A 16,321-nucleotide genomic window follows, 5' to 3' on the forward strand; every position below is an offset into this window, starting at 1 on the left:
ACGTTATTGCATATACGTTATTATAAGGCTATCCAAAAAGGAAGTCGGCCGACTGTCCGAAAGGGAAGTCCGCCAACTACCCGAAAAGGTAGTCGGACACAATTTCGCCATCATACGGGTAATAAAACGGCAGGTAGTAATCCTTGAGGTTCCCGTTATACGGACGTTTCCTCACGATCAACAACCGTTCGGCCACGAGCGCTTTTTTCAGCTCGATAAGCGTTCCCTCTTTCATTCCGAGGTCGGCCGTTATCGTCGCGTTACTCACCATCGCCCATCCCCGCAATTCGACCGGAATACTCAGCGGCGCTGTCTCCCCGACTTTGCTCGCGTGAAGATACGCCAGGAGCGTAATCATATTCCGTCCCTTCTGCGGCCCATACTTCGCGACCATCCGCGGGAGGATCGTTTTGTACAGCGTGTGGCTATGCGGTTCCCATCCGCCAGTCCCCGCGTTCAATACCCGTTCTTTCTGCGCCTTTGCTTGTTCCGCCAATTCGCGGAACCCTGCGTATTTTTCGTCCACTTAACGTCATCCCTTCGCTATGTGTTCGATTTAACGTGCGCTGTCGCATCACTGGCGCGCCTGGTTAGGATTGTTCCGCTCATACTCCGCGAGCAGCCCGTTCAGCCGCTCGTCGCGCCGGTATTGCCAGAACTTGCGGAGTGTCTTTTCGTGCAGGCCCGAGCAGATATACCGCTGGCCCCGCGCCTTCAAGAACTCGTGCAAATTCGGCGAGTAGCAATAGAAAAACTCACGGGAATTGGCCGCGTGAGCTTCGTTAATTGTGTTCATTTATCGTTGACCTCCGTATCGTTTCGCTGCTTTCTGCGCGGCTACCGTGTGGCTAAACGGAGCACCGACGCGCTGGCACTCCCGGACAAATTCCGGCGAATCGTCCCGAGCGATACTTCGGGCGTACTGTAGCCCGCCGCGTTTTAGCCCTTCGGTAAATAGCCGCCAGTGGACTAGCTCATGCAGTAACGTGCCAAGTACTTCTTCGCGCGTCCTTTCGGCGTTGCGCTTCTCACTCATGATGATTGCGACGTCCCACTCGACTCCACTCGGAGTAAGACATTTATTGTATCGGCATATTCCGTTATAACGCCGCCAGGGTCGTTTGACTAACTCGATTCTACCGGTAAACTCTACGCCCCAATGCTCGCGACATAACCGATTTGCCTCCGCGTACAGTTCATCTAACGTCAACTTATCGCTCCCCTTCACGGAAAATTAAAGAGCGCAGCAATTTGCCGCGCCTAAACGCAACCTAAATAAGGCCCCCAACCGTTAGGTCAGGAGCCCTCGTTTAGCCTGCGTTATCGTTTCGGAATCTTCTCGCCAACCTCCAGCATCAGCGAAACAACGCGGATGTGTTCTGGCAGTTCTCCGCTTACATTAACGGCATCATCGATAATAGCCGTATCAATGTCGCGGAATGCCCAACCGCGTACATCCTCGATCGTGTAGATGTGCGGGAGATCGAATTGTTCGCGGAATCGATTCCGAAGGTCCCTCGTCGGAACGATCATAATCGCGGAATCGAACGTCTTGGTCGCGGCGACCGCGCTCGTCGTTGCGCCCTCGCCCCGTCGATAGGTGACCGTTTGATTGCCGCAATCCTTCGCGTCCCATATCGCTTTGAACACGCGATAATTGATGTCCCGCGACCGATAGTGCTTTCCGGCAATCTCGCGGATATGGTCGATGTATACGTCCCATTCCGAGAAATTACCGTTAATTCCCCGTTTTGCCTCCGCTAACTGCTTTAACGCTCTGGTGGCCGCGTCAGCCTCGCGCCGGAGCGCCTTCAATCCCGTTAGCGCGTCCGATACGTCTACGTTGAGGCGGAGCGTGATGTCTCGTCCGGGGCCGACTCCGGTTGTTGGCGCATTGATTCCGCCATTATCCGGTACGAGTACCTCGGCAACTTTACGCGCCCATTCGCGGTCCTTTTCTTTGACGTCCTCGTCCAAATCGTTATACGGCACCCAATACGTTTCCCATCTCTTACGACGGTCTTCGGAAACTTCGTGCGCTACCGCTTTTGACCACGCTATCCACTGTTCGTGTTCAAGCGCGGCCAGGGATTCGATTAGTTCGTTCGACTCGCGCGGATTTTCCGCCATGTCACAACGCCTCCTTATGAAAATGAAAAAGCCGCCGAATTAACGGCGACTCTTGCGTATATCCCAGCGTTCGCGTCCCGAAAAGTGGCCCGGCACCCGTAGGTAATCCGCGCCGGATCGCTAAGATTTCGGAACGCCAACGCCGGGGCCCGCCGAAGCGAGCCGTTAGCTTACGCGATTACCAACCGGGACCGCCGTCAGCGAACGCGCTGGATGCTACGGACAGGGCGAAGAATGCGATACGTGAGTACTTCCGTTTGGGTTCGTATTGGTTGCGCGATTTTCCGCTAATCAGCGGCAGGGGACGACTTCAACCGCGCGAAAGCCCCGTCTGCGCGGGGCGCTACGGCCCGTGCGCTGACGGTCGCATACGTGTGGTGACCGGCGGAACCGGAGCCAGCCGCAGCAGACTCCGTTTTATGGCCGCTAAGGGCGCTGTATGATCTGCGCGCCTCATCCGGCTGCCTCGTGGACAAACGGAATCATCGGCGCAAGCCTTTACGGCGAAATTGGCGTGGAGCCTTTAAGGCGAAATAGCCCCTTGCGGAATTCTCACCTTTATAGCGCAAAAATATCGGAATTAGTCGTTAGTTCTCGTATGTTATACGTAACGACTTCGCCCGGCCGCGTATCCTTACGATACTGTTCGCGCCGTTGTTTGTTCCGCGATTTCACCGTCCGATCCATGAACGCATTCTCTTTCGGGCTCCGTTTTCTTCGCGTAGGCTTGCGGTAGCACTTGCCGTCCGTGGCTTCGAGACTGGCGGCCTCTTCGCGATCATCGCGGTTCGTCCGGCGTTCGAGCTGAATCTCGCTAAAGAACGGATACTCCGCGTGTTTCGCTTTCCAAACGGACGGGTCCGTCAACTCCTCGTGTAACACCGCGTTCGCCAACCGTTCCAACTCGGTCCCGTCCGGGCGCTCACCGGTCGACGCGATGTACTCGTCGATGAGCGCGTTGATTGCGCGGGACCGTTCGGTGCGGTGTCGCATGATCTCCGCGTTAACTCGCGCGAGGCCATCCGTATCGTCAGCACGCTCCGTTTCGCGTTTCTTTTCGTAGAGTTGGCGGAGTTCTGGCGAGATCATGTTCGCGATGAATTCGGTGACGGCCGCAGAGAAGGCAGATTTGTAGTCCGCTTGGCCGCGGAAGTGTTTCGTTGTTGTATCGTTAGACTTTCGTTTCATTCGGTGGCCTCCTCGGTATCGTAGTTGACGAAGCACCCGCATCCTCCAATATCGAACATATCGATCTGTTGGTCGCGCTCGATGTCTTCTCGTAACTGGCGTAGTGTGTAGGTTTGCTTTTCACCTTTTACTGTCCGCTTGAGGATCGACACGTCTTTACCGAGGAACTGGCGCATCTCCTCTTCCTTTGCCTCATGCTCCGCGAATCGCTCCGGCATCTTGTTGAGAAGGTTCGCGAAATGGCCCTGTCCGGCTCGTACGCAAAATCCGCCACAGTTGTTATGCGCAAAACCCATTTCGTACAAGCGCGGTCTACGAATGCCGATCGCCTCCAACTCCGCGAGCATCTCCTCTTTCGTTACGTAAGGCTCTTCGGCCATCGGAAACTCCACGCGATACGGGAGCCAGTTCTTCTTCGGTGCAGCGATTCGGTGTGCTTCCGTCCAGTCAATTCCGAGATAAATCACGCATTCATCGGGCTTGAAATGCTCCTCTATCCATTTCCGCGACACCTCTTGCTTCAACTTGTGGGAGCAAGGAGCGACCCGCGAATTTCCGATAAATCGTACGTCCCTAAAAACTTCCCAAGGCGTACGACCATCCGCTATTCGAACGAATTCGCATCCCATTTCCGCAGCCGTTTCGTCGAGGAACCGATACAAGTCCTCGTCCTCGATCAACGTGTCCGTAAACAGGAGGATTACGTTCTCCTTACCGTACCTCTGGACGACGCGTTTAGCCGCCGCCCAGCTTCCGATTCCTCCCGAATACATCACGATATGTTTCAAGCAATCTCCTCCTCGTTCACTTCCGCGCCAGCGGTCGCGCTTTCCCACTGTTGAATCCGCGTCAATTCGCCGTAATTCCACCGGCTGAATACCGCCGCAATCCGATTCAACCCGGTAATCACGAGCCGACTCGCGCGCTTCCGTCCGCTTGCGAGGCCCATCGCGGCCCCCACGTCCTCTAGCGTCATGTCCTCGATATAGTACAGGCGCAGGGCCTCCCGTTGGCGCGGCGTTAATCGCGCCGCCTCTATCGCGCGGTCCAGGTCGATCAGCACGTCGCTGGCCGCGTAGTCGCCGCGCTCGAACCTGCGCGCGCCCAACCGGTGGACGTCCGAGAGGAGCGCATCTACTCCGTCACGGTCGTTCAGTGCGTATCGTACCGCTAGTTCGCGGTGGCCTTTCGCTGTGTCTACTCGGCAGACGCCCATTACACTTCCTCCTTCTTGCCGCGGTAAATCACGATCATTGACGGGAACGGTGCGGAGTTTTGCGCGTTGCCGAATTTGAGGCGCCCGCGAACAAATCGGATCTCCGCTTTTCCGTAAACATAATCGTGAAACCACGCGGTATCTGTACGCGCAGGAACGAGGCAAACCACCGTTGCGCCTTTTAACGACTCCTCGTATGCTTTTTGCATCCACCGCTTTATCTCGCGTCCATACGGCGGATTCATGAAAACAGTATGAGGAGCCCATTCCTGTACCAGACCATCGTCTTCCTTCGTAAAGTACGTTGAACACTTGGCGTTGTCGTGTGTCGCGCACGGATCGAGCGTAAAGTGAAACTCGCGATTGAGTTCGTCGAAAAAGTCCTGTGGCGTCGGCCACAAATCCGTCGCGGACGAAAACATTACGTCTGTATTCACACGACCGCCTCCTTATGGCCGTTGGCGCTCGTTTCCTCGCGACCATCGGGAGTGCCCGTTCCCGGAATCAAGCGTTCGCCTATTACGCTCGATTCCGTTGCGTTGCGAAGTTGGTACGTTATACAAATCGCTCCTTCCGTGGTATACTCGTAGTAAAAACGGAGGTCATACGCATGCCTTTCGAGATTTATACGGGTTACCAACCGTTGTCTCAGCCGTTCATCTTCGTGGACAAGTTCGGTAGGATCAGTCTTAACAGGTCGCTCCTTCATACGTTGGGCATTACGCCGGGCCAGCCGTTTCACGCGCTGCTCGGATACGACCCCGATAATGGCAACATCGGGATCGCGGTTCCGGGCGAGATAAGCGGTGACGGCAAGCTCGTCGTATTCGATGGGAAACGCTATTGTGCGTCCGTTGCCGGGTTTGTTCGCAAGTACAATCTCAAGCCAGGCCGCTATCTGCGGATTCCTCAGACGTGGAACGGGTGGCACCAGTTCCGCCGTGAGGACCTGTTGAATCCGTGAGATCAGCGCGCTCGTGCGGTAGCCTGGCGTCATACGGACGGCCGTCGAGCGCGTCGTTGCGCCCGTAAAAGTAGCCCATTTCGTACCAGTAGCGGGGGTCGTCGGGTGTCAGCGTCATTCGGCGGCCTCCTTCGCGTTGGCCCTCCGCCATCCTACCGCTTCTCCTTTACGTGTTTTAACGATCGTCATGTTTCCGAGATCAAAACCGTTCAGAATTTTGAAGAATTCTGACGCGAACATCGAGTAGCGGTTACCGTTCTCATCCTCAATGATTGCCCGCGCTCCTCCGCGTGTTGGTCGGTACTCCACGACCTTAAATCGAGCCGTCACCTTTTCCATTACGTATCGCCTTCCTTTCGCAAAATGTCCGCCATAATCTCGTCCACCTGCGCGTACAACTCCGCCAGGCTACCGTTATTATCAATCTCGTAATCGACCGCGAACGTGTCGATATGGCGCTCCGTTTCGTGCTCGAGGTCGGCCGCCGTGAACGCGTCGCCTGCGTCAATCATGCGTTGGATTCGCGTTTCCAGCGATGCGTTCACGCGGATGATGACAAAGCCTTCCGCGCGGAGGCGTTCGTACTCGTTAGGAAAACGTAGGTCAGTGATTACGACGTTTATCGGGGAAACGAGGTAATCGCGCGTGTCTTGTATGTGGCGCATACACGCGTTGACCCACACGTCCGGATCGAACTCTCGCATCGCCACCCCGACACCTTGTAAGAGTGTACGAGGCTTGGAGCCATCCGCAAACCGATCCGGAAAGAGCTCACGGCAAATCCGCTTCAACTCGTCGGCGAACGCAAATCGGACGAATCCGTGTTTCTCGATCAAGTACGCCGCGACCGAGTCTTTCCCCGATCGCATACGGCCGCAGAGAGCGATTTTGACGGGCGCAGTCATTAGGCGAACACCTCCGTTTCTTCGCGGGAGTCGTCGATAATTCTTCCGATTTGATGACGGTAAATCCAATCAGACGGACGCTCTGCATACTTAAACGAATTGTCACCGCGATCCGCCGTGATCGTGAATGTTTTATCTGGCGTGTAAGCTCCGAAAAGCCCGCTACCGTTTACAACGTCCCCAACGCGAACCTCTGTCGGCTGCGGCGCGTTCAAGTATTCGTTAGGCACCGAGAGACCCAACGCTCGGCGCAACGCAATGGCCTTCCCGATGTGAACGTTGAAGCAGTCGTCAGGAGCGCATTTGGCGATGCCGCGACGCTCAACCGGGTGCCCATTGTTTCGCGAGTATTGTCGTAACAAGCAAACCACCGTCCTCTTATCCCGGTTCACAACGAACTCTGCTGTGTACAAAAACGGGTGAATCGCGTAAACGAGATCGCCAGACCCGTTCCAGTGCGGTTTCGCCAACCCCACTACATCCCGTTTCGCCCGTTCCACGATTTCGTCGCGGAGCTGTTGCGGTGACTTCGTGAGCCCCAAGAGTTCTTCCGCGTGAGAAACGAACTCTTGCGCGCTCATTTTCGTTAGCTCGCACTTCACCGCGTCCGCGACCGCCTGGGCCACGTCATCGACCGTCCCGTTGACGGTTACCTGCGGGATACTGACGCTGATCGTAGCCGGAGTTAATCGCGCCTCCAACTCGGCTACGCGGCGTTTGAGCGAAGCGATTTCCGATTGTAAATCGGCGAGAGCATTCGTATGGGTTTCGCTAATTGGCGTGATTACGACGCATTTGCTTTTTCCGTTGCGGTGCCCAACCCACCACTCCTTGCCATCGCTAAACTTTACTTTCGGACCGTATCCGTCGTCTTCGTCCTCGCCAGTCACCGTACCGATATCGCCTACTTTGTATAAATCGGGGCGCCTATCGTCTCCGTGCGTAATCAACACTCGTTCGCCCACGCGCGCCTTCCGCCGTTCTTCGCGATACCGTACGCCGTCGATGATCACGACGTCGGTCGGCTCAAGGACTACGTATCGGTCGTTGTAAATCCCGCGACCCTCGAACTTACTGCGGGCCTTCTGGAAGTGCTCAGACACGGATACGCCGCCATTCGGGTTGGAGTTAGGCCACCGATTGTCGTGGATGACATAAAGTATCTCCCCTAACTCGAAATCATGATCGCCTCTTTTTCGGTCATCTATGACTTTAATCCGTTCCCCCACGTTCGCCTTCCGCCTGACCTCGCGATACTCCCGCAGCACACCGTTTTCATCCGTCAGAACCGTTACATTTGCGTTGCTCATCCGATCAGCCTCCCGTTTTTTATGGCGCGTCATGCGCCTTCTACCGAATTAAACGTTCGATTTCCGATTTCGCACAGATTGTTACGCTCAACTTCCGCCGCCCGAACCGGAGTGCCTCCGAGCGGTCCGCGATATACACGTCCAGCCTGCGCCCTTTGATCGCGCCGCCACGGTCGAGGCAAACGCGCTCGCCAACGCCTTCGATATGGACGCGCGTGCCGAACGGTAGCTCTGGCGGGCAGGCGGCCGTTATACCTTCGCGGACCCGTGCGCCGGATGCGGTGATTCCGTGGCCTGGCGTGAAATCATCGCCAACCGAGTACGCGGTAACTTCGTATAACTCCGTTTCTGCGAGTGGTACGGACGTAACGACCGAGAATGCGGTGAGCAATGCGTGGATTAGCGTGATGGTTGCGATGGTTGCGCGCTCCTTTCGTTACACTGCGTCGAAGTACGGGGCCGTCCACGGGTCGACGCGCGTTACCTCTTCGCGCAAGCGCTCCGCGAGTTCCGCGATCTCCCATTGGGCACCGCGCCCCTTCCGGCGCTTGCCGTAGAAATCGAGGAGAGCCCGGAGATTGGCGGTCATCGTCAGGTTGGTCGCGGCGGCGTTCGGGAGGACCATGCGGGCGTCTTCGGCGGGAACTCCGAACTCGCGGAGCATATCGTACGTTTCCTGTAGCGTTTGCATCGCGGATTCATATCGTTCCCTTGTAAATCGACTCGTTTTTACCGTGTCAGGAACAACGTAATCAAACCCGCTTGTCTTGTCGCCGCTGCCGAACCGCACATACCGTTGGCTCTGCACGCTGAACGAGAAGCCTACACGGTGGCGCGTAAGTTGAGCCAGGCATGCGCGGCTGATGCCTTCGATTGCGAACGTATACGAGATGGATTCTAGCGTAGAGGTGTGCCCGCTGTTCACAATGTGACGGAAAAGCCTGTCGGACTCCTTGCCTTCTCCTCCGTCGGTTGCATCCTGGGTGAAGTATTTGCCCCACTCACTCGCCACTATTTCACTCGGTTTCGCTGCGCTATAGCAGGTTCTTATTGCAGTTAGAGCAATCACCTGCCGGGAGGTAATTGCGCCTGACTCCAACAGATCGCGCAGCTCTTGTGGAAGCTGTTGAAAAAAATCGCGCGTAATCTCGCTAGCTGACAGCAGGTTGACTTTCACTCTTTGATTTCCTCCCCATCCTCGAAAAGTCTCTGTTCTTCAATTGTTCTTCCATCGTTGCCCATTTGCAGTTATCGGGAGTGTAGTTTCCGTCATTATCTATTCGCTCAATTGTCAAGTCGTCACGGTATCCGTTTTGCATGGCCCAGTTATAGAAGTTCATAAAATCCCGAAGCCATTCTTCGCACACCGAAATCCCCCGACCGCCATATCTGTGATACCTGCGATTATTTGGATTCAAACAGCGCCCTTTCATGTCTTGGTAAATTTGATAAATTCGAGTATCGTGCAATCCGTGTTTAAAGTTCCAACCCTTTAGTCCGCTAGTTTTGCAACCACATGACTTTGTGCGTCCTTGCAGTACGTTGTGAGCAAGGACGTCTTTCTCGGTGCCGCAGTCGCATCTGACTCTCAACATCCCTCGCCGTCTTCCGTTGACCTCTTTACGATAAGAGTCTATAACCACAAGATAACCAAACCTCTCGCCGATCCTGTGTGAGAGAGGAGTCGCACTCAATTACTCGCCCACCTCCGCGTGCACTCCGCTACTCCCAAATCCGCCAGCCCCGCGCTCCGTATCGCTCAACTCGTCGACCACCTCGAAAGTTGCTTGTGGGAATTTTGGAATCACAGTGACAATCCTCCCATCTTTACTCCTAATGATTTCCTTTTCTTGATTGTGCAGTGCGGTGTGCGCACTCCTAGTCGTTATCTCTAGGTTCGAGATATCGTTGTTGAGTTTGTTACCGTCCTTGTGGTGGACAATCTCGTCATCTCGTAGCGGTCGACCGAGGTAGTTCGACATTACCAGTCTGTGTTCGAAGATGTAGCCGTCTGGCCTTGCGTTCGGGTGATCCGGTAGATATATCAACACATATCCGTAGTTAGATATTTTCCGACCGCCCTTCCATGCCGCACATTTCTCCAAACGGTTTCCATAGTTTGGGTTTCCTTCCCCCGCATAGAGTCGTCTTCTATATTCCGCGCTGCATTTGCGACTACAACACTTTCTCCTCTGGCGACTTGACGGTTTGACATAAAAAGTGGAGCCGCATATCTCGCAAGTGATTTCGACCTTGCAGGACAATGTCTTAGAAGATAACTCAGCCCGGCAAGTTATGGAGCAAGTTCGGTATCTTTTTGCTCGATAATGTGGAATAAACTCTTCTTTGCCACAAACCTCGCAGCTAACGAGAACATCAGGCTTACTTTTCGGTCTGGGTATAAGAGATCACCTCATAGCCTCTCTTCTCACTCGTCCCGTCCTGGCGCGCGTGGTTCTCCGCGTTCTTTTCGCAATACACGCGATACACATCATCCGCAGTCAGCCCGACCTTTTGTGATAGGCTGACGAGGAAGTGCCACAAGTCGATGACCTCGCCGCGCAGTTCCGTATAATCGATTTCCTTCGGGTTCTTCCACCATTTCCAGTTGATCAGCGAACGAACTTCGGCAATCTCGTCTTCCATCGCGATAGTGAGGCCGAGTACCCATTCTTCCGTTGTTTTTTCGATCCCGCGTTCATCGATAATCCGTTGGTCCAGCGCGTATTGCATATCGAAAATAGCGTCGAGCTTATCGTGCGTCACAGGCTCCCTCCGTTCGATCTTCGTCTTAATCCGCTCGCCATCGCGCAACCACTCGATAAGATCGCGTTGTTCTTGCGTTAGGCTGTACATGGGCGCGCCTCCTTATCGTGTGTCTAACGCTTGGGTTACGAAGAGGAATGCAGATTGAAGCAGCGCAATTCCGATAGTCCAATAGTCTGGGATATAGCCGAAAAGAAATGCCGCGAAAATGACGAACCAATATATCGCGAAAAGCCAAAGGATGACCTTCACATTACCACCTCCGTTAGGATTTCGGCCGGAGCCGGTAGGAGCGCGCGGGGCGCTCCCGGTTATTTACGTCTAACAAGCGAGAATACCGCGAGTATGAGAAGCAACGGGTAGAACCACAGTTTGTGATACCACGGTATGTTGCGATCCGAAATCATCGAATCGTACACGCCCCTCCTTCGCACGTCATCGCGGACACTTCCTCCTGCGCCTTCTCGTACGTTGCCAGGTCCGTCTCGTACCGCTGCAACACCGCAGGATCAAACGGCTTCATCCGCGCTTTCAACTCCTCGTACTGTTCGCGCGTAATCGCCTCGTACGGCGCGAGTTGATACGTTCCGCCATCAAGCGCGAGGAACGATACGCCGACGAAATCGTCCCAGTTCTCGTACACGATCCGTTCGACCTCCGGCCATTCGTGCGGGCGTACCGTAATCGTGTTCGACGAGTTGTGCTCGGTGTAATACCGCTGGAACCGGAAGTACGTCTCGAACTGTTCCGCAGCGCTCACGTCATCTTTCGTTCGCGTCGCGCCGGACGCTACCGGAAAGTCGATGACGAGCGTTCGCGCGTTCGCCATCCGTTCTTCGTGCGTTTCGCCTGGCGTGCCGACTTCGGGATGTACCGGCCATCCGAGATCGATGACGGCGCGAGCTAACGGGTCGGCCGCGTTAATGCGGATGCGGCGGATGTAATATGGCGAGTGCGACCAGTGGAGGCCGGACGATACGCCACCGGCGACTTGCGAAAGCGTGCCTTCGGGCTTTACGGTAGTTACGAGGAGTGGCGCGCTGACGCGGAGTTCTTTCGCGTACTTGTCCGCCTCTTGCCGTGCGACTGCGCCGAGCAACTCGATGAGATCGCGCTCCTGCATTTCGGAGTAACCGACGGCTGCCAGCGCGTCTTTAACGCCAGTTAGCGAAGTTCCGAGCAGACGGTCGCGCTGTTGAACCGCGTCCCAGTGAGGTAATTCAAGTGTTACGAGAGTCATGCGCAGTCCGGCGCGGGCGGAACGGCGTTGCGCGTCTAGGAGCGCGGGAATATCGAGGTATTTCGCGCCGTCCTCCCGTTCGCGGACGAATTGCATCAGATTGACCGTCGTTAAGTTGCAGACGCCGTACGAATCGAGCAAAATTTCCGCGCAGGGATTGAGGCCCTCCGCGTTGGGACGTCGGCGGCGCGCCTCTTCGAGGTTCACCACGCCTGGCTCCCCTTCAAGCTGCATGATCTCGAACACGAGGTTGAGGAACTCGCGGCTCGGCTTCGTCTCGAACGCGATAGAGTTGTTCGACATGCGACGGTGATCCAATCCGAAACGACCGTCTCCGATCTTGTCGATCTCGTACATCCATTGCGGACAGATACCGCGCGCCTCCAACATGGCGCGAACCTTCCGGTGTTGTGCGAGCTGCTCCTCCGTCCAAATCCCGTTGATTCCGTACTTAGCGAGCAGGCACTCGTAATCGTCCGCATCGAATAGGAAGATTTCGGCGGTTCGGCGTACGCCCCCGACCACTACGTTCGCACCGATGAGGTTACCGATGTCCAGAACGTGGATCGGACGGACCTGGCGATAGCCTTTTGATGTCGGCTCCATTCGCTCGTAATCGAACGTTTGCACTACTTCCAACGGTTCCAACGTCGGATCAATCTGATTCTTCAACACGCGGTCGATCCCCGCGAACATCTCCGCGAGGGGCTCGTGACCTGACGCGGTGCCCCCGAACGTTTTCAGCCGCTCGCCTTTCGGTCGCACGCTGTTGTACGAGATTTTCACGGTATGGACGTGTCCATAGCGCGGTTCCGTCAGGATGGCGAAGTAGTAGCGCAGCGCCTCGACCCATCCCTCTTTCGAATCGCCGACGTAAATCTTCGCGTACCCGTTGTCCAGTTCCGTAATGCGCGTCCGTTCCAGGCGTTGGTGGACCGGGACCGGCTCGTAAGGCGCGTTAATGAGCGTTACGTTCGTGCGGATCGGCGCGAGGTTGGCGGCCATTTCGCGAGTACATTTGAATCCGACGCCGGTGCCTACGAGCAGGAGATAGAACAGGTCGCCGAGGTCAGACCACGAACGGATGTTGATGAACGAGCAGTTGAAGTTAGCGAGTGGGTACTTATCTGCGACTCCGCCTTCTGCGCCGCCCACCCAAAGTGTCCGGCCACTCAGGAACTGCCGCAGGTTGAACATGTTATCGAACAGCGCCTCGGCCTCCGCGCGCAATTCGTCCCACGGCACGGCATACCCGATTTTCTCGTAATGCTTGGCGGCCAACCCGACGTTATACTCGACCGCTCGGCGACACGTTTCTTTCCACGTTTCCCGCCGCCCTTTATCCGGCAGCCAACGCGAGTACGTCCGGTAGAACACAAACGTCGCCAACTCGTTCATGTGCGCGGGTGCATCCGGGTATTTCGCGATAAATTCATCGGTCAGTAGTCGGGTATTCGTCAATTCCACCGCTCCTTTTCGCTATATCACGTTCTAGTTCGTAAATCGCACGCCTAATCTCGTCACGCTGCGCGGTTAATTGCGTAAGCCTGCGTTCGTACAGCGCGATTCTCCGGTTGAGGTCCGTGAGTTCCTGCCATAAGTAACGGAGATTGCGGACGGGGAATGGCGCGTTCCAGTCGTCGAAGTGGCGGGTCATTTCGTATTCGCGCGGCGCAGACCGCTGAATGCTACGTTACTGATAACGAGGAGTAGAACGATCGCCGCGAACGCCTTCCAGAATCCGAAATCGACCGCGAACAGGTATTCAACGAGCGTAGAAACGAGCCATGCTGTTATCGAGATGCCCGCGAACCATAGCGTGATGACGAGCACGCCAGCAACCAACCACGCGATAATCCATTCGAACGCCTGCTTCATCATTCACCCTCCTCGATTCCATAATCGTCCCATTCGCGAGAATATCCGCAACGCGGACAATCATGCTCGCCACGTTCGTCCTCCGGCTCGCGGAAGTATTTGTTGCATTTTGGACAAGTCGCCATTCATACCGCCTCCTAAACCGTTCTAATCGGAAGAATCAGCGCCAACACCCCGTTATCCGTCTCGAACACAAACGGGCTTACATTCCCCGCGAACTTAACGGACACTGAGCGCGGCTTAAAGTCTCGAATAGCGAGCAACGCGTCCAACACGTACTTGGCGTTGTAGTGTACCGTAAATTCATCAAGGCATCCGGTAGCCGCGACGTTCGGATCAAACCGGTACTTCCCGCCGCTATTCGCGGCCTCCAACGAAAGTCCAGCGCTAGTCAGCGAGAAAACTGCGACAGGCTGCTTCTTATCCCCAATCTTAACCGCAACTTCATGCGCGGTAATCCATTTCGCCAACTCCTCGTCAACATTTCCACTCAACGTATACTCCGCGCGAAAGTTCGTTGGAATCACGCGAGAAATATCCGGGTATACACCGTCAATCGGCGCGTTTGTTTTCGCGTTGAGGACGATCGGCTCCGCGCGGTCATGCGCGTTTTCCACTCGCAGCAAACGGTGCGAATCCGTCATTGCCAACGAGCCGTCAGGAGCGTGAAACACTCCCTGGAGAATTGGGCGTGACGCTAATGTGCTTACGAATTTTTTCGCGTGTTTCATCGCGATTGCATAACGTTCGTGTACCGTTAAAGTCATCCTATCGCTCCTTCACGTCAATCAAGTTTTGGCCGATGAGATACGCCAGCACCACGGCCGCCGCATCGCTTTCATCATCGGTCGCAAACCGGTAATCCTCCGCCAACCCGAGCAACCTCCGGACCGCCGCGGCCACTTCCGCCTTCTCCGCTTTGCCGTTGCCGGTCACCGTTTTCTTTACGGTCGTTGGTGTCAGATTCACGTTAACTTCGCAACCGTACCGCGAGAGCGCCCGGTCGACCGCCGACCACGCCCCGTGAATCTTATCGTTCTGCCGGTAGTCTCGCGCTGGCGGCCACGTTTCGCGGACGATCGCCTCAACCGGACCCGCCCGAAGTTGCTCGCGCAGGAACAGGAGCGCGAACGCCTCGATCAATTCGTAACGCAGCGCCTGAGGGTCGTCAGACCCTGTTTTTACGTGCGCCGTCGTGATGAGGCGCGGCTTGCGGTCGGCGACCTCGATTACCGCGAATCCTGGCGAGGATAACGAGAGGTCAAGACCGAGGTAACGCTTCGGCTTATCCTTTGTAACCTTCGAAATTATCCGGCACCTCCCGTCCCTTGCACGCGCCCGTACAATAACAAGGCCCTTTATTTTGGTACCCTGGTGGTGGAAAACACGCGCACGACCTGGTGACCTTAGGCGGCATAATTCCGTGCCAGACTTGTGGCCCGTAAATTGGCGCTCCGCACATCGGACAATACCCAACGACTGTATACGTCACTCCGCGTCCTCCTTCCGATATATCCCCGCGTCCCTTTCGAGTGCTCGCGCAATATCGACGAGCGCATCGTAAATCTCCTCGTGGTCAACCGTGTGCAGCGTCGCGGCCAATTGGCGGAGGTCGTCGGCGGCCACGCGGGCGGAGGCGCGGAGATTGCGGATTTCATCGTCCATTTCGTCGAACTGGTCGATAAACTCGTAGGAGACGTTAGGCATTGACGGGCACCTCCGCGAGATAATTCCGCAGGCTACGGTGATCCTGTTTGCCCGCGAGACTCGACCGAGCCATACGCGCCTCAACCGCTTGAAGCTCCGCCAGATTTTCCGCACTGAGTGACGCTTGACAATGGCCACCAAAGTACGGGCAGAATCCGCATTTCTTCGTCATGTCCGCGGTCACGTCCGGCTTTTCGCCTTCGTATACAATGCGGGCTTGGCGCGCGAGATCACGCAGTAGCGCCTCTTGCATTTCGTCCGTTACGTAGAAGTAGAACGGTCGAATGTCCGGGATCGGCGTTCCATCGCGCCATGTTTTCGCGCCTTTCGTCACATTCGCGTTATCTTCGTCCGAGAACCACGACGGTTTTTGCGTCGATTCGTACAGGAGGATTCCTTCGCGAATCCCGAACACGAGCGATTCGGCCGTCACCTGTCGCAAGTGGTCCGCCTGCGGCCCGCCATAGTCGAGCTTCGAGTTCATGGCGCGGATGCCGGTCGCCTTCGTCTTGTATTCGAACAGGAGGCGCGAATCATCGTCAGCGTACGTCAGGATTCCGTCCGGTTTCGCTGTGATTGCGAACCTAACGCCGTCGTACTCGATCACTACGCGTTGCTGCGCGGCATCCTCGAACATCCACTCGCCCTTAAACGCGTCTTCTAGTACCGTGAACTTCGCGCGATCACCGAGTCGTTTCCGCATGTGAACGAGGTCGAGCTGTACGTACTCGATTATCGCGCTGCCCTGGCGGCGTTGGCGGCCCCGAAACGGGAGATCATCGGACTTTTGCGGCTTCACCTTTTGATTGCGGAAGAACACTTCCAGGTCGCATTTATCCGTGCCGGACGCGCCGAACGTTACGAGCCCGTCGTCAGGGTACGGTTTAAACGTGAGATAGCGAAGTTTCTGCTCGTAGAATTTCCGCGTGATCGCGTTGTCGTGGAAGCCTGACGCGGGTGAGGCGTAATAGGCGTCGAGCTGCTCCGCGAACTCACGCTCGATCTTGCGTGCGCGTT

22 protein-coding genes are annotated in these 16,321 nt (G+C 55.8%); 2 read left to right on the plus strand and 20 right to left on the minus strand.

What is annotated here, in order from left to right; all coding sequences use genetic code 11:
* Positions 1-76: 76 nt before the first annotated feature.
* The 7 genes from KDN35_RS16035 to KDN35_RS16065 all read right to left on the minus strand — a co-directional run bounded on the left by KDN35_RS16035 (position 77) and on the right by KDN35_RS16065 (position 4,956).
* Complete coding sequence (locus tag KDN35_RS16035) at positions 77-526, minus strand: hypothetical protein (protein ID WP_212133233.1); 450 nt, start codon at positions 524-526, stop codon at positions 77-79.
* 48 nt (positions 527-574) lie between these two features.
* Positions 575-796 carry a hypothetical protein gene (locus KDN35_RS16040; RefSeq protein ID WP_212133234.1) on the minus strand — a complete coding sequence of 74 codons (222 nt, stop codon included), beginning with the start codon at positions 794-796 and terminating at the stop codon, positions 575-577.
* 524 nt (positions 797-1,320) lie between these two features.
* On the minus strand, positions 1,321-2,130 hold the full coding sequence (locus KDN35_RS16045) for a hypothetical protein (protein ID WP_212133235.1): 810 nt from the start codon (positions 2,128-2,130) through the stop codon (positions 1,321-1,323).
* A gap of 558 nt (positions 2,131-2,688) precedes the next feature.
* Positions 2,689-3,318 carry a hypothetical protein gene (locus tag KDN35_RS16050; protein WP_212133236.1) on the minus strand — a complete coding sequence of 210 codons (630 nt, stop codon included), beginning with the start codon at positions 3,316-3,318 and terminating at the stop codon, positions 2,689-2,691.
* On the minus strand, positions 3,315-4,106 hold the full coding sequence (locus tag KDN35_RS16055) for a hypothetical protein (protein ID WP_212133237.1): 792 nt from the start codon (positions 4,104-4,106) through the stop codon (positions 3,315-3,317). The genes KDN35_RS16050 and KDN35_RS16055 overlap by 4 nt, the downstream gene beginning before the upstream one ends.
* Positions 4,103-4,534 carry a sigma factor-like helix-turn-helix DNA-binding protein gene (locus KDN35_RS16060; protein WP_212133238.1) on the minus strand — a complete coding sequence of 144 codons (432 nt, stop codon included), beginning with the start codon at positions 4,532-4,534 and terminating at the stop codon, positions 4,103-4,105. The genes KDN35_RS16055 and KDN35_RS16060 overlap by 4 nt, the downstream gene beginning before the upstream one ends.
* Entirely contained in the window at positions 4,534-4,956 is a 423-nt protein-coding gene (locus tag KDN35_RS16065) for a DNA N-6-adenine-methyltransferase (protein WP_212133284.1), read from the minus strand. Before KDN35_RS16065 ends, KDN35_RS16060 begins: the two co-directional genes overlap by 1 nt.
* Before the next feature lie 188 nt (positions 4,957-5,144).
* On the opposite strand from KDN35_RS16065, the gene KDN35_RS16070 reads away from it, so the two are divergent.
* Positions 5,145-5,498, plus strand: a complete 354-nt coding sequence (locus KDN35_RS16070) for a hypothetical protein (RefSeq protein WP_212133239.1) — start codon at positions 5,145-5,147, stop codon at positions 5,496-5,498.
* A 114-nt stretch (positions 5,499-5,612) separates the two neighbouring features.
* On the opposite strand, the gene KDN35_RS16075 is transcribed toward KDN35_RS16070, so the two are convergent.
* From KDN35_RS16075 to KDN35_RS16135, 13 genes are all read right to left on the minus strand, one after another.
* Positions 5,613-5,837, minus strand: a complete 225-nt coding sequence (locus tag KDN35_RS16075) for a hypothetical protein (protein ID WP_044899767.1) — start codon at positions 5,835-5,837, stop codon at positions 5,613-5,615.
* A complete protein-coding gene (locus KDN35_RS16080; protein ID WP_212133240.1) occupies positions 5,837-6,403 on the minus strand; it encodes an AAA family ATPase in 567 nt (188 codons plus the stop codon). Before KDN35_RS16080 ends, KDN35_RS16075 begins: the two co-directional genes overlap by 1 nt.
* Complete coding sequence (locus KDN35_RS16085; protein WP_212133241.1) at positions 6,403-7,713, minus strand: hypothetical protein; 1,311 nt, start codon at positions 7,711-7,713, stop codon at positions 6,403-6,405. Before KDN35_RS16085 ends, KDN35_RS16080 begins: the two co-directional genes overlap by 1 nt.
* Positions 7,714-7,753: 40 nt before the next feature.
* Positions 7,754-8,104: a 3D domain-containing protein gene (locus tag KDN35_RS20255; RefSeq protein ID WP_212133242.1), complete on the minus strand. Its 351-nt coding sequence runs from the start codon at positions 8,102-8,104 to the stop codon at positions 7,754-7,756.
* 45 nt (positions 8,105-8,149) lie between these two features.
* Complete coding sequence (gene thyX / locus KDN35_RS16095; protein ID WP_212133243.1) at positions 8,150-8,890, minus strand: FAD-dependent thymidylate synthase; 741 nt, start codon at positions 8,888-8,890, stop codon at positions 8,150-8,152.
* 517 nt (positions 8,891-9,407) lie between these two features.
* Entirely contained in the window at positions 9,408-9,977 is a 570-nt protein-coding gene (locus tag KDN35_RS16100) for an HNH endonuclease signature motif containing protein (RefSeq protein ID WP_212133244.1), read from the minus strand.
* A 118-nt stretch (positions 9,978-10,095) separates the two neighbouring features.
* Positions 10,096-10,569, minus strand: a complete 474-nt coding sequence (locus KDN35_RS16105) for a dUTPase (RefSeq protein ID WP_212133245.1) — start codon at positions 10,567-10,569, stop codon at positions 10,096-10,098.
* A gap of 313 nt (positions 10,570-10,882) precedes the next feature.
* Positions 10,883-13,117 (minus strand): ribonucleoside-triphosphate reductase, adenosylcobalamin-dependent, encoded by a 2,235-nt coding sequence (gene nrdJ, locus KDN35_RS16110; protein ID WP_249179156.1) that lies wholly within the window; start codon positions 13,115-13,117, stop codon positions 10,883-10,885.
* Between the two features lie 255 nt (positions 13,118-13,372).
* Entirely contained in the window at positions 13,373-13,597 is a 225-nt protein-coding gene (locus tag KDN35_RS16115) for a hypothetical protein (protein WP_212133247.1), read from the minus strand.
* 137 nt (positions 13,598-13,734) lie between these two features.
* Positions 13,735-14,364 carry a beta clamp domain-containing protein gene (locus tag KDN35_RS16120; protein WP_212133248.1) on the minus strand — a complete coding sequence of 210 codons (630 nt, stop codon included), beginning with the start codon at positions 14,362-14,364 and terminating at the stop codon, positions 13,735-13,737.
* A 1-nt stretch (position 14,365) separates the two neighbouring features.
* Entirely contained in the window at positions 14,366-15,073 is a 708-nt protein-coding gene (locus KDN35_RS16125) for a crossover junction endodeoxyribonuclease RuvC (protein ID WP_212133249.1), read from the minus strand.
* Between the two features lie 12 nt (positions 15,074-15,085).
* Positions 15,086-15,304 carry a hypothetical protein gene (locus KDN35_RS16130; protein WP_212133250.1) on the minus strand — a complete coding sequence of 73 codons (219 nt, stop codon included), beginning with the start codon at positions 15,302-15,304 and terminating at the stop codon, positions 15,086-15,088.
* Entirely contained in the window at positions 15,297-16,007 is a 711-nt protein-coding gene (locus tag KDN35_RS16135; RefSeq protein WP_249179152.1) for a hypothetical protein, read from the minus strand. The genes KDN35_RS16130 and KDN35_RS16135 overlap by 8 nt, the downstream gene beginning before the upstream one ends.
* Here KDN35_RS16135 and KDN35_RS19980 point away from each other — a divergent pair, their 5' ends adjacent.
* On the plus strand, positions 16,008-16,256 hold the full coding sequence (locus KDN35_RS19980) for a hypothetical protein (RefSeq protein ID WP_249179153.1): 249 nt from the start codon (positions 16,008-16,010) through the stop codon (positions 16,254-16,256).
* Positions 16,257-16,321: the final 65 nt, after the last annotated feature.

The sequence above is a fragment of the Brevibacillus sp. NL20B1 genome (assembly GCF_018195675.1).
GTDB lineage: Bacteria > Bacillota > Bacilli > Brevibacillales > Brevibacillaceae > Brevibacillus > Brevibacillus aydinogluensis.